Raw genomic sequence first — 20139 nt, 5'->3', positions numbered from 1 at the left:
CAGGACATCCGGGAAGACCCTGGGCGATCCCCGAGAAAACATCTCCGGGCCAAGGGCCGAAGGGCGCCGAAGGGCCGAAGGGCGCCGGAAGGCCGAAGGGCGACGGAAGGCCGAAGGGCGACGGAAGGGCGCCGAAGGGCGCCGAAGGGCGCCGGAAGGCCGAGCGGGCGCTACGGCCGTGCCCGGGCAGGAGGCCGCCGAGACCGCCGGAAGGGGCGCCGTGCGGTTGGGGAGGGGCGGCGGCGTACTCGAAAAGCGGGCAAACATCGATGGCCGTTCACGCACCCATGACATTTGTCATGGGTTGGTTGGTGTAATAACTGTTAAGAAAGTTTCTTATACGGGCTCGGACCCACCCCCAAGGAGAGACCGTGAAGAAGATCCTCACCGTCGCGGCGGCCGCCGCGACCCTGGCCGGCGTCGGCGTCTTCGCCGCCACCCAGGCCAGCGCCGCCACGCTCAGCAGCAACTGGTATGCCAGCGCCCCCTACCTGATGCCGTTCGACAACAGCCCGCCCGACCCGGTGCAGGTCATGAACGCGACCGGCCAGAAAGCCTTCCAGCTCGCGTTCATCCTGGCGCCCAACGGCGGTGGCTGTACGCCGACGTGGGACGGCACCCAGGCGGTCTCCTCCGACACCACCGCCTCGGCGATGATCAACAACATCCGGAACAACGGCGGCGACGTCTCCGTCTCGATCGGCGGGTACGGCGGCACCAAGCTCGGCCAGACCTGTGGCACGCCGCAGGCGACCGCGGCCGCCTACCAGCAGGTGGTCACCAAGTACGGCCTCAAGGCGATGGACTTCGACCTCGAGGAGCCGGAGTACGAGAACACCGCCGCGGTGGCCAACGAGGTCGGCGCCGCGCAGATCCTGCAGCGCAACAACCCCGGCCTGTACGTCTCGATCACCACGGCCGGCACCTCGGCGGGCACCGGATGGTTCGGCACCCAGATGTTGCTCCAGGCGAAGTCGGACGGCTTCACCCCGGCCAACTACTCGATCATGCCGTTCGACGGCGGGTTCAACGGGTCGTCGGCGCAGATCTCGGCGCTCGAAGCCTTCCACTCGCTGCTGATGAGCACGTTCGGGTGGGACAGCGCGACCGCGTACGCCCACGAGGGCATCTCGCAGATGAACGGCCGCAGCGACTCGGGCGAGTATTTCCGGCAGGCCGACTTCCAGGCCACGCTCGACTACGCGACCAGCCACCACCTGGCCCGCTATACCAACTGGTCGGTCAACCGCGACCGCCAGTGCCCGGACCCCAACCAGAGCACGACCTCGGGCACGTGCAGCAGCGTTCCCCAGACGGCGTGGGAGTTCACGAAGTATTCGGCCCGGTTCGCCGGCGCGACCCCGCCCACCACGGTCCCGACCGGTGGCCCGACGACGACGCCGCCGACCGGTGGCGGCGGTAACTGCCCGGCGGCGTGGAACGCGGCCACGGCCTACAACGGTGGCGCCACGGTCAGCCAGAACGGTCACAAGTACACCGCCAAGTGGTGGACGCAGAACGAGTCGCCGGCCACCCACAGCGGCCAGTGGGACGTCTGGACCGACAACGGCACCTGCTAGGCCCTAGTGTCGGGTGCATGGACGACCTCGTCGTGCGCTCGCGAAGGGCGATCACGGCGGCCGGGGAATCCCCGGCCGCCGTCGTCGTGAGTGGCGGGCGGATCGTCGCCGTTCGGCAGTATGACGCGGAGGCCGACGCCGGCGAGGATGTCGATCTGGGAGACACGGCGCTGCTGCCCGGCCTGGTCGACACGCATGTGCACGTCAACGAGCCGGGGCGCACCGAGTGGGAGGGTTTCGCGTCGGCGACCCGGGCGGCCGCGGCGGGTGGCGTGACGTCGATCGTCGACATGCCGCTGAACTCCCGGCCGCCAACAGTGGATCTTGCGGCGTTGCGGATCAAGCAGCAGGCGGCGAACGGGCAGATCCACGTCGATGTCGGCTTCTGGGGCGGCGCCGTCCCGGGAAACTCCGGCCGACTGCGCGAGTTGCACGACGCCGGCGTCTTCGGCTTCAAGTCGTTCCTCGCCGACTCCGGAGTCCCCGAGTTTCCCCCCGTCACCCCGGCTGAGCTGGCCGAGGCGATGCGCACGGTCGACGCCCAGTTCATCGTGCACGCCGAGGACCCCGATCACCTGCACGCCCACGCCCCCTCCCGCTCCTACGCCGACTTCCTCGCCTCACGCCCGCCCGACGCCGAGCGGTCGGCGATCGCCACGGCGATCGAAACGGCCCGCCGGGCGGGCGCGCGGGTCCACATCCTGCATCTTTCGGCCGCCGACTCGCTTGCGCTGATCGCCGCGGCACGGCTTGCGGGCGTACGCGTGACCGCCGAGACCTGCCCGCACTACCTGACCCTGGATTCGGCCGCGGTTCCGGACGGCGCGTCGGAGTTCAAATGCTGCCCGCCGATCCGGGACGCCGCCAACGCCGACCGCCTGTGGGCGGCCCTGGCCGAGGGCCTGATCACGTGCGTCGTGAGCGACCACTCGCCCTGCACGCCGGAGCTCAAGAAACCCGACTTCGCGGCGGCCTGGGGCGGCATCGCGTCGATCCAGCTCGGGCTTCCGGTGATGTGGACGGCGGCCCGGGAGCGCGGGCACACGCTGGCCGATGTGGCCGACTGGATGGCGCGGCGGCCGGCCGACCTGGTCGGGCTCTATGCCAAGGGCCGGATCGCGGTCGGCGCCGACGCGGATCTGGTGGCGTTCGATCCGGAGGCGACGTTCGTGGTCGATCCGCTCAAGCTGCACCACAAGAACCCGGTCACCCCCTATGCGGGCAAGGCGCTGGCCGGTGTGGTCACGACGACCTGGTTGCGCGGCCGGCCGGTGACCGGCGACGTGCCGCGCGGCCGTTTCCTGATCCGGGAGGACACCTGATGGCCGACTTCACGCAGCTGCCCGACCTGGCGTCCCGCCTCCTGGGGGGCGGTGTGGTCCGGGTCGACGACGAGTTCTTCGCGTCGGCCGACCATCTGGTGCTGCCGTCGGCGCCCACGTTCACCCCGCGGACCTTCGACCACAAGGGCCAGGTCTACGACGGCTGGGAGTCGCGGCGGCGCCGTTCGCCGGGCTCCGACTCCGTGATCATCCGGTTGGGGGCGCCGGGCGTGATTCGTGGGGTGGTCGTCGATACGGCGTTCTTCACCGGAAACTTTCCGCCCTTCGCATCGATTGATGGTCTTTTCGGGCATGACTGGTTGCCCCTCGTGCCGAAGAGCCCTCTCCAAGGCGACTCACGCAACCTGTTCGGCGTCGACGACGAGCGGCGGTTCAGCCAGGTCCGTCTCACGATCTATCCGGACGGCGGGGTGGCCCGGCTGCGGGTGCACGGCGACGTCGTTCCCGACCCCGCGCTGCTGCCGAGCGAGTTCGACGTGGCCGCCCTGGAACACGGCGGCCGGGTCGTCGACTGCAGCGACATGTTCTACGGCCACCCCGAGAGCATGCTGATGCCCGGCCTGGCCCAGCACATGGGCGACGGCTGGGAGACCGCCCGCCGGCGCGACGACGGCAACGACTGGGTGATCGTGCGGCTGGCCGCCCCGTCCCGGCTCACCTTCGCCGACCTCGACACCACCCACTTCAAGGGCAACGCCCCCGGGGCCGCGCGGCTGCTCGGCTCGGCCGACCAACGGGAGTGGTTCGAGTTGCTTCCGCGTACGCCGCTGCACCCCGACACCCGCCACCGCTTCCCGCTCGCGGACGACCGGCCGGCCGCCCACGTACGCCTCGACATCTACCCCGACGGCGGCATGGCCCGCCTTCGCCTGCTCGGGCGTCCCGACCGCCGCGTGCTCGAAGAAAACTTCCGCCGCCGTGTCGAGCCGCGCTGAACCGCTCCGACCAAGTGGCATGACAGTTATCGCAGACATGTCCATGTCCCTCGACGGGTTCATCGCGGACGAGAACGACGGCATCGACGAACTCTTCGGCTGGTTCGGCAACGGCGACATCGAAGTGCCGACCGCGAACCCACAGTTCTCCTTCCGGGTCACCGAGGCCAGCGCCGGTCACCTGGAGCCGCTCATCTCGGGCCGGGTCGGCGCGCTGATCTGCGGCCGCCGCGTCTTCGACATCGCCGGCGGCTGGGGTGGCACGCACCCGGCCGGAAGCCCGGTCTTCGTCGTCAGCCACACGGTGCCCAACGGCTGGCCGCGCCCGGACTCGCGAACCACCTTCTACACCGACCCGATGGCCGCGCTGGAGGCGGCCCGGGTCGAGGCCGGCGAGCGGGACATCGTGGTCGCCACGCCCTCGATCACCCAGCAGTTCCTCGACGCGGGCGTGCTCGACGCGATCTCGGTGTCGCTGATCCCGGTGCTGCTCGGCCGGGGCATCCGCTTCTTCGACCACCTCGCGAAGACGCCGGTCCGGCTCGGCGACCCGGTGGTCACCGAGGGAAAATCGGTCACCCACCTGAGGTACGCGGTGATCCGCTGACCGGTCAGGTGCAGCGCCGGCAGCCGGGGTCGCCGCATCCGCCGAAGTGACCCTGACCGGTCAGGTGCAGCGCCGGCAGCCCGGGTCGCCGCATCCGCGCGCCCGGCGCAGGTGCTCACGCTCGGCGCGATAGATGTGTTCGCGGCGGCGCCGGACGAGCCCGGCCAGGGTCCACGCCGCCCACACCGTCGGCACGAACATCGCCAGCAGAACGAGCACGCCCTCGTCGGCCATGTCGCCGTCACCGCCCAGCGCCGACATCGTGGCCAGGGCGGCGAAGCCCAGGTCGGCGACGATGGCGAGAACGGCCAGCGCGGCCTGGACCGGGCCGATCGGCGGCTGCCGCTGGAGCTTGGCGATCCGCGAGGTCAGCGAGGCCAGCCGGACCGTCGACTCGGGGCCCCAGCCCGTCGTCGCCTGGTGCGCCTCGACCCGGGCGGCGTGTTCCCTCTCCGCCTCCACCTCGGCCTCGGTCGCCGAGGGTGGCTCCGGATATTCCGGACCACCGAGCTTCGATTCCCCGATCATCGGCCCGCCCGCCCCTCTTGCAGCAGAGGTGTTTTCCCAGGTCATGCTGGCATCGCGGGCACCGGAACGCATCGGCGGCCCGGGTCGCCGACCTGTCCGGCCGGACGACCGGAACCGCCGGAACGGTCGTCACATGTCAAAAACGTGCAAGACCGGCTGACCTCCAGGGGGCACGATGGCGGACATGGAGCGACCGGTGAACCTGCACGAGGCGCTGGCCTCGTTCGACGACGTCTACGACCCGCGCATCGTGGCGCGGATGAACGACTACGACGTGCGGATCGCGCACGCCGCGGGCGAGCACGTCTGGCACACCCACACCGACACCGACGAGTTCTTCCTGGTGCTCGACGGCCGGTTCGACATCGAGCTGCGCGACCGCACCGTCTCGCTCGGCCCGGGCGACGTCTTCGTGGTGCCCAAGGGCGTCGAGCACAAGCCGTCCTCGCCCGGCGGATCGATCCTGATGTTCGAGCCGAGCGGCACCGCCACGACCGGCGACCACCACGAGGGCGAGATCCCGGCCCACGTGAAAAGCACGAGCGGGAAGCCGCTCGCCTAGGCTACGGTCCCGCCGTGCGCACGGTGACTCTGGTCCTGGTCGACCCGTCGGGTGAGGTGCTGGGGGAGCTGCCGCCCTTCGAGGTGACGACGCCCTGGTGGCAGGAGGTCGGCGAGATCGCCTCGCGCACGGGCGTGCAGGTGCTGCGCCTGCTGCACGCCGACCGCCCGGCCCCGCCCGGCGGCCACGTCACCTACCTGGCGGAGGTCTCCGGCCCGATCCCGGGCGCACTCCAGGCACTCACGCTGGCCTACCCGGCTTCGGCCGGCCTTGCGCCGGCGGCGGCCCGGGACGATTCTCCCGGATCGGCGCAGCCGCACCGGGCGGCCTATGCCGCCGTGGGCGGGCCGGCGGCGACCCTCGCCTGGGCCGCGCGGCACATCGACTATGCGGCGGCGCGTCAGCAGCGCACCTGGAACCTGTCGGCGATCTGGCGGCTCGACGACGCGGGTGGCGAGCCGGTGGCCTGGATCAAGCAGGTGCCGTCCTTCTTCGTCCACGAGGCCGAGGCGCTGCCGATGGTCGACTCGGTGGCGCCCGGGCTCGTCCCGCCTCTGCTCGCGGCCGGGACGCACGGGCGGATGCTGCTCGGGCACCGGCCGGGTGAGGACGGCTACGGCGCCGGGGCCGAGGTCTGCGACCGGATCGCGGCGGCGTTTCACCCGGTGCAGGAGCACTTCGCGGGCCGGGTGCCCGTCGTCGTTCCGGATCGGCGGGGCATCGACCTGACGTTCGCCCGGGCGTTCGAGGAGCGGATCCCCGGGCTGGGCAAGCTGCTCGACGACGTGCCCCGGCGGCTGGCCGAGGTCGCCGCGTGCGGGCTGCCCGACACGCTGGTGCACGGCGACCTGCACCCGGGCAACGTGCGGATCGGCCCGGACGCGCGACTGACCATCATGGACTGGGGCGACTGCTACGCCGGCCACCCGGCGCTCGACATTCTGCGTCTCACCGAGCGCCTCGAGGATGCCGAGGCGGTGCTGCGGCAATGGGCGTACCGCTGGGAACTGAGCGTGCCCGGCAGCGAGCCGAGGCGCGCCGCCGAGCTGATGCGGCCGATGGCCGCGCTCTGGGCGGCCGAGACCTATGCCCGGTTCCTGGCCGCGATCGAGCCGGCCGAACACCCCTACCACGCCGCCGACGTGCCCGAGCGACTAGCGGCGGCCGTCGATGCAGCGCAAACATAGCCGCATGGATGAGTTCCTCGAGCAGATCCGCCGCAGCGGGGTGACGTTGACGCCCGAGCTGGCGGCGGCGTTCGCCGGGCTGCCGCGCGAGGCCTTCGTGCCGGACGGCTTCCGCCGCAACGGCGGCGGCTGGGCGCGGCCGGGCGACGACGACTTCCTGTCCCTGGTCTATCAGGACGATGCGCTGGTCACCAAGGTCCGCGACCGGCTGCCGATCAGTTCGTCGAGCCAGCCGTCGCTGATGGCCCTGATGATCGAGGCCCTCGACGTGCGGCCCGGCCTGCGGGTGCTCGAGATCGGCGCCGGCACCGGCTACAACGCGGCCGTGCTCGCCTCGATCGGCGCGACCGTGACCAGCGTCGACGTGCAGGAAGACGTCGCCGGCCGGGCCCGCGCGGCGCTCGCCCGGGCCGGCGTCGAGGGCGTGACGGTCGAGCAGGGCGACGGCTACGCGGGTCACCCCGGCGGCCACTTCGACCGGGTGATCGTGACCGTCGGCGTCGCCGGCATCTCGCCGCGCTGGCTCGACCAGCTCGAACCGGACGGCGTCATCGTCGCCCCGGTCGACCACGCCGGCATGCACCCGGTGCTGGCCGCCCGCCGCCCGGCGACGCTCGCTGATCCGGCGGGCCCGCTCACCGCCGGCCTGGTCTGCCACGCCGGCTTCATGACCGCGGCCGGGCCGCTCTCGGCCACCCACCCGGGCTCCTTCCCACCGGCCGCCGGGGCCCGCGAACTGGGCGAGCTCACCGAGTTCGCCCCGGCCCGGTTCGACCCGCCGCTGGAGGGGATTCCCTACCGCGACCTCTGGTACGCCTCCGGCGTCTGGGACCGGCGAACCAGCCACGCCGCGGTGCCGGGCGTCCAGCAGAGCTCGCTGGCCCTGATCGACGACGACCGCAGCGGCGGCGCCGTGATCTTCCCCGACGGCTCGGTGCGCACGGCCGGCCCGACCCTGCTCGGCGCCGAGGCCGCGTCGATCCTCGACCGCTGGATCGCCGCGGGCCGCCCGGCCGTGAGCATGTGGCGGGTCGGCTTCACCCTGACCGGCGACCCGGAGGCACCCATCTGGGTGCCGGGCTCCTGGGAACTCACCAGCTAGGCACTGCGCTAGTTTACGGCACCTAATACCTTCAGTATTATGCGGTGTATGATAGCGACCCCGGGTGCCGACGACGCGGCCGAACGGCAGGCTCAGCTGCTGCGCGGCTGCCTCGACATGTGCCTGCTCGCGCTGCTCGCCGCCGAGCCCGCCCACGGCTACGACCTCGTCCGCCGGCTCGAGGTCGCCGGCTTCGGGACGGTCAGCTACGGCACGGTCTATCCGCTGATCACCCGCCTGCACCGCCTCGGGCTCCTCGCCAACGCGGTGGAGCCCAGCCCCACCGGCCCGCCCCGCAAGATCTACCGGCTCACCGAGGCCGGCCACGAGCGGCTGGCCGCCTGGCGGGAGCAGTGGGTCCACTTCGCCGGCGTCGTGAACGACACCCTCATCCCGTTGGGAGACGACCATGTCCGTTGACGAGCTCGTGACCGTGACCGACCGGCAGTGGCGCAAGCTCGGCGTCGGCCCCGGCGACCGGGCGACGCTCGCCGCCGACCTGCGCGCCGAGCTCGAGGCGGCCGCGGCCGACGGGCTCGACCCGGCCGGCCTGGTCGGCGCCGACGTCGCCGGATTCGCCCGGCGGGTCGCCGAGGAGGCCGGTGTCGAACGCACCCCGCCGCTCTACGGCCCGGTCCTCGGCGTCGCGACCGCCGGCGCCGTGCTGTCGCTGATCGTGGGCTACGGCGTGGTGATCGGTCTGCACGACGTGTTCGTGGCCGCCTTCGACCTGCCGCGCGGCACGCACGTGCCGATCTGGCTCGCGGCCGGCATCTTCTACGGCGGGGTGGCCGCGGTGGTGATCGCGGGCGCGGCCGTGGGGGTACGCCTCGTCCTGCGCCAGACGTCCCGCATCCGCGACACGGCGACCAGGATGAGCCTGCTGCTGCCGCCCGCGCTGACCGCCGCGATCCTCGCCGCGGCCGGGGTCGGCTGGGCGCTCGACTTCGCCCTCACCCCAGCCGTCATCGGCGCCGAGGGAGCGATCGTCCTCGCGGGTTTCCTGGCGGCGACGGCGGCCGCCCGCCACCTGTCCGTCACCGCGAAGGCCGGCCCGCCCGTGCCGGCGAGGAGCTAGCTTCGCGACTTACGAGGCCCGGCCGGCCGGGTTCAGGCTTCACCGCCGCGCCGCGCCGCGCCGCGCCGCGCCCCGCCCTGCCGCGCCCCGCCGCGCCCCGCCGACGCACGACGACGCGGCGACCGGGGCAACCGGCGACTGCACCACCGCGGTGTGTGCGTGGACGAGCATCGCCGCCCCTGACCGCCCCCGACGTGCACGCGGTGCCGGACGACGCCTCCACCCACAAACCCGGCGATCGGCGAGTTGACCACCAAGCGTCGGCAACGCGGTGTCCGTGCGCGTGGGAGCGACCCGCGCGCCGACTGTGAGCGCCCTGACGACGCGCCCGACAACGAAACCACCGTCGGGTCGCTCAGGTCGATCGGGCGCCGGGCAGATCGCGGGGCAGCACGGCGATGTCCTCACGGACCGCATCAAGATTGACGCCGACGGCTTACCAGCGGCCCCGGAGCCGGTCGCGCAACGGGCGGCCGTCCGGGTCGTAGACCACGCGGTAGGTCGGCACCGCCCACAGGCGCCGGTGCCACGGCATGTGCCCGGTGCGATGCGGCATCAGGTGGCCCGGTGGGCGGTCGCCCGCGCGGCCGCCGTCGTGCCAGGAGCGGAGGCGGTCGGCGGCGGCGGTCATCGCGCGTACGGCGTCGAGCGGATCGATGAGATCCGCGTCCGCGCCGAGGTGTTCGCGCATCAGGGTGAGCCGCAGTTCGCGGGCGAAGCGCCGCGCCCCGTCGCCCAGACCGGCCGGGTCCTGGGGCGCGCGTTCGTCGAGTTCTGAGTCGACGATCGCGTTGGACAGTTCGCTGTCGTGGGTCCACGAGCGCCGGTTGAAGTTGTCGCTGCCCACGCTGCACCAGACGTCGTCGATCACGCACACCTTGGCGTGCACGTAGATCGGGGTGCCCTCGGTGTTTTCCAGGTCGAAGATGTGTACCCGGTCGGGGGCCGCCTTGCGGCACACCGTCACCGCGATCTCGCGGCCGACCTCGTTGGGCGGCAGCGCGAACTTGCCGTCCACGTCCGGGTGGCGGGGCACCACGGCGATCAGGTGCAGTGCGGGGTTGGCGCGGAGGGCCCGGGCGAACAGGTCGGCGACCTCGGCCGACCACAGGTATTGGTCTTCGATGTAGATCAGGCGGCGGGCCCGTTTGATGGCCTTGGTGTAGCCGCGGGCGATCGACTGTTCGCCGTGTTTGGCGAAGCCGTAGGCCGGCCGCATCGACGGGTAGGTGCGCAGCGTCTGGATGTCCAGGGAGCCGGCCGGGGCGGGGTCGGGCGGCAATGGGGGCAGCGGAGACGCGTGCAGGTCGGCGTGGTGGAGTTTGTCCATCGCGGTCGAGATCGGGCCGTCCTGGTCGAGGGGGGCGCGGTCGTTCCAGCGTTCGCGGAAGGTCAGGTCGAGTGCGCCGACGACCGGGCCCCGCAACGCCAGCTGCACGTCGTGCCAGGGCGGCGTCTTCCCGTACGCCGAAGCCATCGCGATCGGCTGCCGGTCGCCCAGGTGGTTCTCGTCGTCCCGCCGGCTGTGGCAGAGGTCGATGCCGCCGGCGAACGCGACGTCCAGGTGCGGCCGGTCACGAAAGCGCAACACCACCAGCTTCTGGTGATGTGAGCCGCCGCGGCGGACGCGCTGGTCGAGCAGGATCTCGCCGCCGGCGGCCCGGATCTCGTCGCCGAGGCTGCGGTTCTCCTCTTCGCTGTAGGCGAGCTTGTCCCAGTGCGAGCGCCACAGCAGCCCCTTGACGATTACTCCCCGGCGTGCCGCGTCGGCGAACAGCCGGGCCACGGTTGGGCCATCGTCGCTGGTCAGCTCGTCGGGGTCGCCGCGCCAGTCGGTGAAGAAGAGGTGATCACCATCACTCAGCGTTTCTACCGTCTCGGCCAATCGGGCGAAATACCCTTTTCCGTGAATAAGGGTCTCAACCGTGTTTGCGGCACACCAGGTGGGTATGGAGGAGTCCGGGTTGCCACGTTCCTCCGCGCTGAGAAACCAGTCCGGTAATGGCACGGGCAGCTCTCCCCGAGGTCGACGAAGCCCTCACGTTATGCCCCTTGACTGACCGGCGCACGCTGAGCCAGTCGACTCCCCGGAGGGATCACATCATGAGCAGCGAGCCGCTCACCACGACCGCCGCCGCATCCACCACCGACGTCCCCGCTGCCGCCGCTTCCGCGGAGAAGGGCCTGCTCATCGCGGTCCTGCTGATGGTGCTGCTGGGTGTTACCGCGATGCTCTTCATGAACTGACCGCCCGGATCGAGAGCGTCACCGGGACCGGCCCACCGCCCTCGGCGAATCCGGTGAGAGTCAAGCCGGCCGCCAGGAAGCTGCTCAACAGGGAGGGCAGCGGGAAGTGGGAGGCTCCGACCCGGTGGCGCACCCCCTCGGTCGTCCACGACGACCGGGTCCACCGGCCGTCCAGGTAGCCCGGACGGATGACCACCGCCTCCGGATCACTCCGGTCGGCGAAACCCCCGCAGAACGCCGGATGAACTCCGACGTGGACGAACGCGCCGCCCGGGCGCAGGGCCCGGGCGACTTCCCGCAGAACCGCCGGGTAATCCGGCATGTCGGTGTGCACCATGATCGCGACGGCCGCCTCCACCGACCGGTCGCGGACCGGCAGGGCGGTCGCGTCACCCTGGGCGATCGGCAGGCGCTCGCGGGCGTACGCGAGCATCCCGGCCGAGAGGTCGACGCCCAGGGGAGTCCAGCCGAGCTCGCGCACCTGGGCGGCGTACACCCCGGTGCCGCAACCCACCTCCAGGCAGGCGCCGTTCCCCGGGCCGAGCAGCGTCTCCAGCGATCGGCGAACGCCGATCTTGTCGTGGATGTCGGTGGCCGGGAGGAACTCGTGCTCGTACCAGTCGGCGATCTCGTCGTAGGGCGCTCCTAGAGCACCCACTCGTCGTCCTTGATGATGTCGACCGTGCCGCCGGCCCCGCGGCCGGTGACGGTCAGTCCCGCGCCGCCGATGACCACGTCGGTGTGCACGCTCGACTCGTTGAGCCCGAGCTCGAACCGCCGGGCCGGGGTCATCGCCATGCCGCCGTCGACCGCGAACGGGAAGCTCTGTCCCCAGGCCACGTGGCAGCCCGCGTTTTCGTCGAAGAGCGTGTTGTGGAAGACGATGCCGGCCTTGGCGATGCGGCTCTCCTTGTCGACCAGGGACACCTCGCCCAGCCGGCGCGAGCCCGGGTCGGTCTCGAGCTGGGCCCGCACGACGTCGACGCCCTCGGACGCGGTCACGTCGACGATCACGCCGCCGGAGAACGTGACGACCAGGCCGGTGACGAGCTGGCCGGCGATCACCACCGGCTTGGTGAGCCGGATCACACCATCGGCCTTGGAGCGGTCGGGGCTGGTGAAGACCTCTTCGGTCGGGATGTTCGGAAGATAGGGCACGCCGGCCTCGTCGACCAGGCCGCCGCCGGTCCAGCGGGTGCCCGGCAGCAGGCCGACGGTCAGGTCGGTGCCCTCGCCGACGTAGCGGATCTCGGTGAGTTCGAGCGCGTCCAGGACGCGGCCCCGGGCGCCGAGCGTGGCCGACCGCTGCTGCCATTCGGCGACCGGGTCGGCGGTGTCGAGCCGCATGGCGGTGCCGACCGCCTCCCAGAGCCGGTCGAGGTCGGGTTCGCCGAAGACCTGCTGGGCCCAGCCCGCGTTGGGCGCGGCGGCGATGCTCCAGCGCATGCCGCCGAACATCGCCCGCCGCATCGCCTGCGCCTCCTCGACCGGCTGGGCGGCGACCCGGGCCGGGTCGAGCCCGTCGAAGAGGTGCGGGTCGGGGTCACCGGCCAGCAGGATCGACGCGAAGCCCTGCTCGCGCCACTCCTCGATGCGGGCCAGCGCCCAGCCCCGGCTGGTGCTCAGCGTCTCGAGGCTCGCGTGCGACACGGCGGACCGCCGCAGCGGGCCGTCATTGAAGACCGGCTCGACCCAGGAGGCGCCGGCCGCGTAGGCGGCCTCGGCCACCACCCGGGCGATCTGAAGATGCGCCGTGTCGGAGCGAAGAACCACGCCCTGGCCCGGCTGCACGTTGGCGCCGGCCCGGACGACGAGATCAGCGAACTGCTCGATCATCCCCATGGGGGACAGCGTAGTCAGTCGGTGTGGGGGACCTTGCCCGCCGGGATGACTCCGAGGCGGCCCTTCTGGAAGTCCTCGAACGCCTGCTGCAGTTCTTCCTTGGTGTTCATCACGAACGGGCCGTAGTGCGCCACCGGCTCGCGGATCGGCCGGCCGCCCATCACGAACAGGTCTGTGGTGTCGCGCGCCGAGACCCGGATCGCGTCGCCCCGGCCGTGCGCGGCGAGCTGGCCGGCCTCGATCGGGCGCGCCTCGGCGCCGACCGTGCCGCGGCCGGAGAGCACGTAGACCAGGGCGTTGTAGTCGGGCTGCCACGGCAGGTCGAGCTGGGCACCCGGCTGCAGGGTGATGTGGGCGAGGTTGATCGGGGTGTGGGTCGAGCCGGGGCCGCTGTGCCCGGCGATCTCGCCCGCGATGACCCGGATCAGCGCGCCGCCGTCCGGCGTGGTCAGCAGCGAGGCCTCGCGGCCGCGGATGTCCTGGTATTTCGGGGCGATCATCTTGGCGACCCGGGGCAGGTTGACCCACAGCTGCAGGCCGTGGAACAGCCCGCCGCTCATGACCAGCTGCTCCGGCGGGGCCTCGATGTGCAGGATGCCCTGGCCGGCGGTCATCCACTGGGTGTCGCCGTTGGTGATCGTGCCGCCGCCACCGTTGGAGTCCTGGTGGTCCATGATCCCGTCGATCATGTAGGTGACGGTCTCGAAGCCGCGGTGCGGGTGCCACGGGGTGCCCTTGGGTTCGCCCGGCGCGTAGTCGACCTCACCCATCTGGTCGAGGTGGATGAACGGGTCGAGCTCGTTGAGGGGCACTCCGGCGAAGGCGCGGCGTACGGGGAAGCCCTCGCCCTCATAGCCTTGAGGCGCCGTCGTCAGGCGGCGGACCGGGCGGAACGCGGTGGCGGCCGGGTCGAGCAGCGGCAGCCGGGGCAGGACGAGGACGTCGTCGACGGTGATGGCGGGCATGTCAGGCCTCCCGGACCTTTTTGAAGACGCGGTTGATCACTTCGAGCTCGTCGGCGTCCACGTGGTCGATGAACGCCTTACGGACAGTGTCGAGATGCAGTGGTGCGGCGGCCTGCAGTGCGGCCAGCCCGTCGTCGGTCAGCACGGCCTCCTGGCCGCGGCCGTCCTCGGGGCAGCTCTGCTTGCGGACCAGGCCCCGCTTGACCATCGAGTTGATCTGGTAGGTGACCCGGCTGGGCGAGAAGACCAGGCGGCTGGCCAGTTCACCCATCCGCAGCCGGCGCTCCGGTGCCTCGGAGAGCACGACCATGACGTGGTAGTCGTTCATGCTCAGGCCGGTGGCCGCGCGTAACTCGTCTTCCAGGCGCGTGTGCAGTGCCCAGGAGCTCTCGATGAACGTACGCCAGGCGGTCTGCTCGGTGTCCGTCAACGGTTCGGCCATGGAGAAACCCTAACTCTTTAAAATCTGAAAGACCAGGTGTGCTCGCTCACCCGATATTGCCGCGACCGGGCTAGCCCGGCTTCGCTAGCCTCCTGCGCATGAGCGCCCGCCCGGCCACCCCCGACGACGCCGACGAGTTGATCCGCCTCCGCGCGGTCATGCTCCATACCTTCACCGACCCCAGTAGCTGGAACGACGACTGGGTCCCGTCGGCCGGCGAGACCCTGCGCAAGCGTCTCACCGGGCCCGACTCGTCGATGGCCGCGTTCGTGGTCGACCGGCCCGATGGTCGTGGACTCGCGTCCTGCGCGGTCGGCATCATCGAGGAGCGGCTCGGCAGCCCCGTCAACCCGTCCGGGCTGTTCGGCTACGTCTTCAACGTCTCCACCGACCCGTCTCACCGGCGTCGCGGCTACAGCCGGGCCTGCATGGAAGCCCTCCTGGAATGGTTCCGGTCGCGGGGCGTCGGGGCCGCCGATCTGCGCGCGTCGGCCGACGGCGAGCGGCTCTACGCCGACCTGGGCTTCGTGCGCACGGCCGACCCGGCGATGCGACTGCGGGTGACCCATGGATGAGCTGCTGACCGACCGCCTCCTGCTGCGGGCCTTCCGGCCCGGCGACCTGCCGGCCGTGCACGCGTACGCCAGCGACGCCGACGTCGTCCGCTTCATGGACTGGGGGCCGAACACGGTCGAGGAGACGCGCTACCACGTCAACCGGTCGGTGGCCATGGCCGAGGTTTCCCCTCGGCTCACCTTCCCGTACGCGGTGGAGCGCCTCGCCGACCGTCGCGTGATCGGCGCGGCCGAGCTGAGCATGACCAGCCTCGACCATCGCCGCGCCGAGATGGGCTACGTGTTCGCGCGCGAGGCCTGGGGCCAGGGTTATGCGACCGAGGCGGCCGGGGCGCTGCTCGGCTACGCGTTCGACAAGCTCGACCTGCACCGGGTCGCCGCCACCTGCGATCCGGACAACACCGGCTCGGCCCGGGTCCTGCGGAAGATCGGCATGGCGCCGGAGGGCCGCATGCGGGCGTACTTCCTGATCCGGGGCGAGTGGCGCGACCGCCTGATGTTCGCCGCGGTCCGCTCCTGATTTCCGGTCCTAAGCCGCGGCCGCTCGGCGGACGGCCTCGATCGACTCGGCGATGTCGGCCTCGTCGGTCGACCAGTTGCTGACCGAGACCCGGAGCACGTCGCGGTCCCGCCAGCGGGAGCCCGACATCCAGACCCGGCCGTCGGCCAGCAGCGCCTCGGTGACCGCCCGCGTCCGCTCGTCGCTGCCGAAGGCCACGCAGAACTGGGTGTAGTCGACGTCGTTGAGGATCTCGGCCCCGTCGATCGCGGCGATGCCCTCGGCGAGTTTCCCGGCCGCGACGACAAGCCCGTCGATCAGATCGACGACTCCACCGCGGCCGAGCGAGCGCAGCGCCGCCCACACCGGCACGCCCCGCGCCCGGCGGGAGAACTCCGGCGCGGTCTCCGACGGGTCGGCCGGCCCGTCGGCCGGGGCCGCGTTGATGAGATAGCTCGTGTGCACGCCCATCGCCGCCCGCATCGCCGTCGCGTCGCGGACCACCGAGATCCCGCAGTCGTAGGGCGTGTTCAGCGTCTTGTGCGCGTCGGTCGCCCAGGAGTCGGCCGCTTCGACGCCGGCCACGAGATGCCGCAGGGTCGGCGAGGCCGCGGCCCACAGCCCGAACGCACCGTCCACATGCACCCACGCGCCGGCCTCGTTTGCGACCGGGATCGCCTCGGTGAACGGGTCGAACGCGCCCGAGTGCAGATTGCCCGCCTGCAGGCAGACGATCGCCGGGCCGGCGCCGTCCAGGGCCTCGCGCAGGGCGCCGGCCCGGATCCGCCCCTGGTCGTCGGAGGCCACCGGAGTCGGCGCGCCGAGCCCGAGATAGCGCAGCGCCAGGTCGATCGTGGCGTGCCGCTCGTCCCCGACCAGCACCCGCACCGGGGGAGCACCGATCAGGCCGCGCTCGGCGACGTTCCAGCCGTGGTCGGCCAGCACCTTGTCGCGGGCGGCGGCCAGCCCGGTGAAGTTGGCCATCATGCCGCCGGTCACGAAGCCGACGTCGCTCCGCTCCGGCAGGCCGAGCAGCTCGAGCAGCCAGCCGGCGGCGACCGCCTCGGCACCGGCCGTGCCCGGGGTGGCCCAGCGCAGCACCGTGTTCTGGTCCCAGGTGCTGACCAGCCAGTCGGCGGCCAGCGCGGCCGGCAGCGTCCCGCCGATCACCCAGCCGTAGAAGCGGCCCGCGCCCATGCCCATGAGCCCCGGCTCGACGCCCCGGGCCAGCAGCTCGACGACCTCGGCCGGCGCGGCCGGACCCTCGGGCAGCGGGCCACCGAGCACGTCGGCGACCTGGTCGGCGGTCACGCCCGGCGGGATGTCCCGGTCGGCCAGCGACTCCAGCCAGGCGCGGGCACGCTCGGTCGCCACGGCCAGTGCCGCGTCATATCCCTTGGGATCGATCGCCATGGCCACCGCTTCCTCTCGGTCGTCGTCCCGAACCGGTCGTCGTCCCGAACCGGTCGTCGTCCCGAACCGGTTCGTCACCCCGAATCGGTCGTCACCTCGGAGCAACGTTAGGCCGCGCCGCGGGTTCGGCCGGTGTGATCGGGCATACAGGTCAGGGCGCCTCGACCGCGCCGTCCGGCCGGCGGACCCGGGCCGTCCACCGCTCGTGCCCGTGGAAGACCGGCGGGAAGGCCGCCGCGGCCTTTTCGTCCATCTCGATGCCCCAGCCCGGCTCCTCGGACGCCGTCGCGTAACCGGCCGCGACCACCGGCGTACCCGGGAAGACCTCGTGCACCCGGTCGGGATAGACGTGGCCCTCCTGGATGCCGAACGCCGGGCTGGTCAGGTCGAGCGCGAGGTTGGCCGCCGCGCCGACCGGGGAGACGTCGGCCGGAGCGTGCCAGGCGGTCTGCACGCCGCTCAGCTCGCACAGGTCGGCCAGCTTGCGGCTCGGGGTGAGCCCGCCGATCGCCGAGATGTGGCAGCGCAGCAGGTCGACGCCGCCCGACGTGACCAGCCGGGCCGCGTCGGCGACGGTGGCGGTCAGCTCGCCGACCGCGATCGGCACCGGCGAGGCGGCCCGCACCTCGGGCAGCCGGTCGTAGTGCTCGGGCGCGACCACGTCCTCGAGGAAGAACAGCCGGTAGGGCTCGAGCGCCCGGGCCAGCACCACGGCCTGCTTGGGGGTGAGCCGGGAGTGCACGTCGTGCAGCAGTTCCACGTCGTCGCCGAGCCGTTCCCGCGCCGCGGCGAACAGGGCCGGCGTCGACGCCAGGTAGTGGTCGACGCTCCAGCCGTCGGGATAGGGCGCGCCGGGGTAGGCGTTGGTGGTGCCGGGCGCGCCGTAGGAACCCAGGCCGGGCTGGCCGGTCTGCAACCGGATGTGCCGGTAGCCCTCTTCTCGGAATGACGAAGCCTGGTCGAGCGTCTCCTCGACCGTGGCTCCCGAAGCATGGATGTAGACCGGAACCGCCCCGCGCAACCGGCCACCCAGTAGCTCGTAGACCGGCATGCCGGCCCGTTTGCCCGCGATGTCCCAGAGGGCCATGTCCACACCGGACAGTGCGCTGCTCTCGATCGGGCCGCCCCGCCAGTAGCCGGAGTAGTGCAGCATCCGTCCGATGTCGGAAATGTCGGCCGGGTGGCGTCCGATCAGCAGCGGAGCCAGGTGCTGCTCGACCGTGGTGACGACGGCCGCGAACCGCTGATGGAAGGTCGCACAGCCCAGCCCGGAGAGGCCGGGATCGCTGGTGTCGATGCGTACGACAACCAGATTGACCCCCTCGGGGGCGGTGACCACGGTGCGCACAGCGGTGATCCGCAGGTTGTCCCGGGCCGGCCAGGGCGCCTGCGTCTCGGTGATGACGGTCATCGAACCTCGTATGGGTAGGCGGCGGTGAAGCCCAGCAGGTCGCGGGCGGGTTCCAGATCGATCGGCACGGAGCGGCCGGCGAAGTGCGGCCGGGGTACGCCGGGATGGAAGTGGTCGAGCAGCCACTCGGTCGGCTGAGGGGCGAGCGTGCGCGGGGCGGCCACGTAGAGCACGTGGTTGCCGGGCCGGCTCGGGGTCAGCCCGGCGACCAGGGCGCGGGCGGCGTCGCGCGCGTCGAGGTAGCTCCACACGTCGGCCGCGCCCCGGATCGGGTCGTCGCGGTGCTGGGCCGCCATCTTCGGCAGCCGGTCGTCGGGGGTGCCGATGAACGGCATCCGCAGGCCGACCAGGGTCGCGCCGTAGCGCAGCGCGATCATCTCGGCCGTGGTCTCGTCGACCCGCTTGGACAGCGCGTACGCGTCGGTGACCTGCAACGGGAAGTCGGCGTCCATCGGCAGGTAGGGCAGCCGGAGCGGGATGCGCGCGAACGGGAGCCCACAGATCGCGTAGCTGCTCGCGTACACCATCTTGCCGACGCCGGCCCGGCCGGCGTGATCGAGGACGGTGAAGGTGGCCTGCGTGTTCAATCCGAAGACGACCTCGGGGGGATCCGAGTTGGGGTGCGGGATCGCCGCCAGGTGGATGACCCCCTCGGCGTCCCGCAACGCCTCGTCGACCACCTCCGGATCGCGGGCGTCGCCGACCACCACCCGGTCGGCGGGCAGATCGGTGGCGGGTTCGAGGACGAGCGCGGTCACCGGGACGCCCCGCTCGGAGAGATGGCGGACCACGGCCGAGCCGACCAGGCCGGCGGCCCCGGTCACGAGGACACGAGCGGACATGCCCGCAACTTACCCCGCTCACGCGGCACGGGCGCGCAGCGCGGTGGTCATGTCGGTGCGGAGCCGGGCGAAATCGACGCCCTTCTCCCGGAGGATCTGGACGGCCATGCCCTCACCCTCGCGGAGCAGGCCGAGCATGATGTGCTCGGGAGCGATGAACTTCTGGTCGAGTCGCAGGGCCTCGCGCAGCGAGAGCTCGAGCACCTTCTTGTTGCGGGCGGTGAACGGGATGTGCCCGCCGGCGATGTAGAACCGGCCGAAGAGCCCGCGTTTCTTCTGCTGCTCGGTGTCGCGGGGCAGCCGCAGCGCGCCGGCCCCGAAGTTGGCCTCGATCGCCTTGCGCACCTGGTCGAGGTCGATGCCGATGGCCTTGAGCGCCTCGGCGTCCTCCTGCTCGGTGGCCGCGGCGGACAGGTCGGGCGGATGCGTCCCGACACGGCGCACGACCTCGCCGCGCACGAACTCGGCATCGACGTCGTCGCCGGCCAGCGACCGCGCGACCGGGCCGTCGGTGTCGCCGAGCAGCGAGAGCAGCACGTGCTCGGTGCCGATGTAGTCGTGCCCGAGCCGGCGGGCCTCCTCCTGGGCCGCCACCACGACCGCACGCGCGTCGGCGGTGAATCGCTCGAACATCTTCAGTCCTCCCGTGAATCCATCGCCGGCATGCGGCCGGCGTGTTTCTTGTGAACGCCCTGGCGGGTTACCTCGAGCGCGTCGGCGATCTCCTGCCAGGACCAGCCTTTGCGGCGGGCGTTGGCCACCTGCAGATGCTCGAGACCTTCGAGCAGGCGGCGCAGTGCCACCACCGCGCGCAGGCCGACCCGCGGGTCGGCGCTGCTCGCGGCGGCGGCCAGATCGGTTGCCTCGGTCATGGTGTCAACATAGGTTGACAGGGGAGGGTTGTCAACCCCGGTTGACACATCGGGCACGAGAGAGGAGGTCGAGAAGCCGACGGTCAGATGGTAGGGGCCGGCGGTGACC

The 20139-nt window shown here is 71.9% G+C and carries 23 protein-coding genes; 12 read left to right on the top strand and 11 right to left on the bottom strand.

Translation table 11 applies throughout. The annotated features are described in order from the left end of the window. Window positions 1-371 precede the first annotated feature (371 nt). Genes AB0M88_RS21875 through AB0M88_RS21860 form a run of 4 tightly spaced genes read left to right on the top strand, consistent with a single transcriptional unit; the run spans window position 372 to window position 4465 of the window. Window positions 372-1580, top strand: coding sequence for a chitinase (locus AB0M88_RS21875; RefSeq protein ID WP_364104928.1), 1209 nt, complete (start codon window positions 372-374; stop codon window positions 1578-1580). A gap of 17 nt (window positions 1581-1597) precedes the next feature. Beyond that, window positions 1598-2902 carry an allantoinase AllB gene (gene allB, locus AB0M88_RS21870; RefSeq protein ID WP_364104926.1) on the top strand — a complete coding sequence of 435 codons (1305 nt, stop codon included), beginning with the start codon at window positions 1598-1600 and terminating at the stop codon, window positions 2900-2902. Beyond that, the gene (gene alc / locus AB0M88_RS21865) at window positions 2902-3858 is read left to right on the top strand and encodes an allantoicase (RefSeq protein ID WP_364104924.1); all 957 of its coding nucleotides are present in this window, start codon (window positions 2902-2904) and stop codon (window positions 3856-3858) included. Before allB ends, alc begins: the two co-directional genes overlap by 1 nt. A 37-nt stretch (window positions 3859-3895) precedes the next feature. Further along, window positions 3896-4465, top strand: a complete 570-nt coding sequence (locus AB0M88_RS21860; protein WP_364104922.1) for a deaminase — start codon at window positions 3896-3898, stop codon at window positions 4463-4465. Window positions 4466-4525: 60 nt separating this feature from the next. Here the strand turns inward: AB0M88_RS21860 and AB0M88_RS21855 are convergent, their stop codons facing one another. Next, window positions 4526-4993 carry a hypothetical protein gene (locus tag AB0M88_RS21855; protein ID WP_364104920.1) on the bottom strand — a complete coding sequence of 156 codons (468 nt, stop codon included), beginning with the start codon at window positions 4991-4993 and terminating at the stop codon, window positions 4526-4528. Between the two features lie 184 nt (window positions 4994-5177). On the opposite strand from AB0M88_RS21855, the gene AB0M88_RS21850 reads away from it, so the two are divergent. Genes AB0M88_RS21850 through AB0M88_RS21830 form a run of 5 tightly spaced genes read left to right on the top strand, consistent with a single transcriptional unit; the run spans window position 5178 to window position 8922 of the window. After that, a complete protein-coding gene (locus AB0M88_RS21850) occupies window positions 5178-5555 on the top strand; it encodes a cupin domain-containing protein (RefSeq protein WP_364104918.1) in 378 nt (125 codons plus the stop codon). 14 nt (window positions 5556-5569) lie between these two features. Beyond that, complete coding sequence (locus AB0M88_RS21845; protein ID WP_364104916.1) at window positions 5570-6742, top strand: phosphotransferase; 1173 nt, start codon at window positions 5570-5572, stop codon at window positions 6740-6742. Between the two features lie 4 nt (window positions 6743-6746). Next, window positions 6747-7844, top strand: a complete 1098-nt coding sequence (locus tag AB0M88_RS21840; RefSeq protein WP_364104914.1) for a methyltransferase domain-containing protein — start codon at window positions 6747-6749, stop codon at window positions 7842-7844. Between the two features lie 48 nt (window positions 7845-7892). Continuing rightward, window positions 7893-8264 carry a PadR family transcriptional regulator gene (locus AB0M88_RS21835; protein ID WP_364104912.1) on the top strand — a complete coding sequence of 124 codons (372 nt, stop codon included), beginning with the start codon at window positions 7893-7895 and terminating at the stop codon, window positions 8262-8264. Continuing rightward, on the top strand, window positions 8254-8922 hold the full coding sequence (locus AB0M88_RS21830) for a hypothetical protein (protein WP_364104910.1): 669 nt from the start codon (window positions 8254-8256) through the stop codon (window positions 8920-8922). The genes AB0M88_RS21835 and AB0M88_RS21830 overlap by 11 nt, the downstream gene beginning before the upstream one ends. Before the next feature lie 436 nt (window positions 8923-9358). On the opposite strand, the gene AB0M88_RS21825 is transcribed toward AB0M88_RS21830, so the two are convergent. After that, the gene (locus tag AB0M88_RS21825; RefSeq protein ID WP_364104908.1) at window positions 9359-10930 is read right to left on the bottom strand and encodes a phospholipase D-like domain-containing protein; all 1572 of its coding nucleotides are present in this window, start codon (window positions 10928-10930) and stop codon (window positions 9359-9361) included. Between the two features lie 95 nt (window positions 10931-11025). On the opposite strand from AB0M88_RS21825, the gene AB0M88_RS21820 reads away from it, so the two are divergent. Continuing rightward, window positions 11026-11169 (top strand): hypothetical protein, encoded by a 144-nt coding sequence (locus AB0M88_RS21820; RefSeq protein ID WP_364104906.1) that lies wholly within the window; start codon window positions 11026-11028, stop codon window positions 11167-11169. Here the strand turns inward: AB0M88_RS21820 and AB0M88_RS21815 are convergent. Genes AB0M88_RS21815 through AB0M88_RS21800 form a run of 4 tightly spaced genes read right to left on the bottom strand, consistent with a single transcriptional unit; the run spans window position 11159 to window position 14418 of the window. Beyond that, complete coding sequence (locus tag AB0M88_RS21815; RefSeq protein WP_364104904.1) at window positions 11159-11827, bottom strand: class I SAM-dependent methyltransferase; 669 nt, start codon at window positions 11825-11827, stop codon at window positions 11159-11161. The genes AB0M88_RS21820 and AB0M88_RS21815 overlap by 11 nt on opposite strands. Then, entirely contained in the window at window positions 11815-13011 is a 1197-nt protein-coding gene (locus AB0M88_RS21810; protein WP_364104902.1) for an aminopeptidase, read from the bottom strand. The genes AB0M88_RS21815 and AB0M88_RS21810 overlap by 13 nt, the downstream gene beginning before the upstream one ends. A gap of 14 nt (window positions 13012-13025) precedes the next feature. Continuing rightward, complete coding sequence (locus AB0M88_RS21805; protein ID WP_364104900.1) at window positions 13026-13976, bottom strand: pirin family protein; 951 nt, start codon at window positions 13974-13976, stop codon at window positions 13026-13028. 1 nt (window position 13977) lies between these two features. Next, on the bottom strand, window positions 13978-14418 hold the full coding sequence (locus AB0M88_RS21800) for a MarR family transcriptional regulator (RefSeq protein ID WP_364104898.1): 441 nt from the start codon (window positions 14416-14418) through the stop codon (window positions 13978-13980). 98 nt (window positions 14419-14516) lie between these two features. Between AB0M88_RS21800 and AB0M88_RS21795 the strand changes: the two genes are divergently transcribed. After that, window positions 14517-14993 carry a GNAT family N-acetyltransferase gene (locus tag AB0M88_RS21795; RefSeq protein ID WP_364104896.1) on the top strand — a complete coding sequence of 159 codons (477 nt, stop codon included), beginning with the start codon at window positions 14517-14519 and terminating at the stop codon, window positions 14991-14993. Beyond that, on the top strand, window positions 14986-15513 hold the full coding sequence (locus tag AB0M88_RS21790; RefSeq protein ID WP_364104894.1) for a GNAT family N-acetyltransferase: 528 nt from the start codon (window positions 14986-14988) through the stop codon (window positions 15511-15513). Before AB0M88_RS21795 ends, AB0M88_RS21790 begins: the two co-directional genes overlap by 8 nt. 9 nt (window positions 15514-15522) lie before the next feature. Here the strand turns inward: AB0M88_RS21790 and AB0M88_RS21785 are convergent, their stop codons facing one another. From AB0M88_RS21785 to AB0M88_RS21765, 5 genes are all read right to left on the bottom strand, one after another. Next, window positions 15523-16905, bottom strand: a complete 1383-nt coding sequence (locus tag AB0M88_RS21785) for a pyridoxal-dependent decarboxylase (RefSeq protein WP_364104892.1) — start codon at window positions 16903-16905, stop codon at window positions 15523-15525. 151 nt (window positions 16906-17056) lie between these two features. After that, window positions 17057-18316, bottom strand: coding sequence for an enolase C-terminal domain-like protein (locus tag AB0M88_RS21780; RefSeq protein WP_364104890.1), 1260 nt, complete (start codon window positions 18314-18316; stop codon window positions 17057-17059). Continuing rightward, entirely contained in the window at window positions 18313-19158 is an 846-nt protein-coding gene (locus AB0M88_RS21775) for an NAD(P)-dependent oxidoreductase (protein WP_364104888.1), read from the bottom strand. Before AB0M88_RS21775 ends, AB0M88_RS21780 begins: the two co-directional genes overlap by 4 nt. 18 nt (window positions 19159-19176) lie before the next feature. After that, on the bottom strand, window positions 19177-19791 hold the full coding sequence (locus AB0M88_RS21770; protein WP_364104886.1) for a Clp protease N-terminal domain-containing protein: 615 nt from the start codon (window positions 19789-19791) through the stop codon (window positions 19177-19179). 2 nt (window positions 19792-19793) lie between these two features. Beyond that, window positions 19794-20030, bottom strand: coding sequence for a helix-turn-helix domain-containing protein (locus tag AB0M88_RS21765; protein WP_364104884.1), 237 nt, complete (start codon window positions 20028-20030; stop codon window positions 19794-19796). Between the last annotated feature and the right edge of the window lie 109 nt (window positions 20031-20139).

It is taken from the genome of Actinoplanes sp. NPDC051411 (assembly GCF_040682075.1).
GTDB lineage: Bacteria > Actinomycetota > Actinomycetes > Mycobacteriales > Micromonosporaceae > Actinoplanes.
Note: the sequence above shows the minus strand (reverse complement) of the source record. Positions and strands in the feature narration are given on the sequence as shown.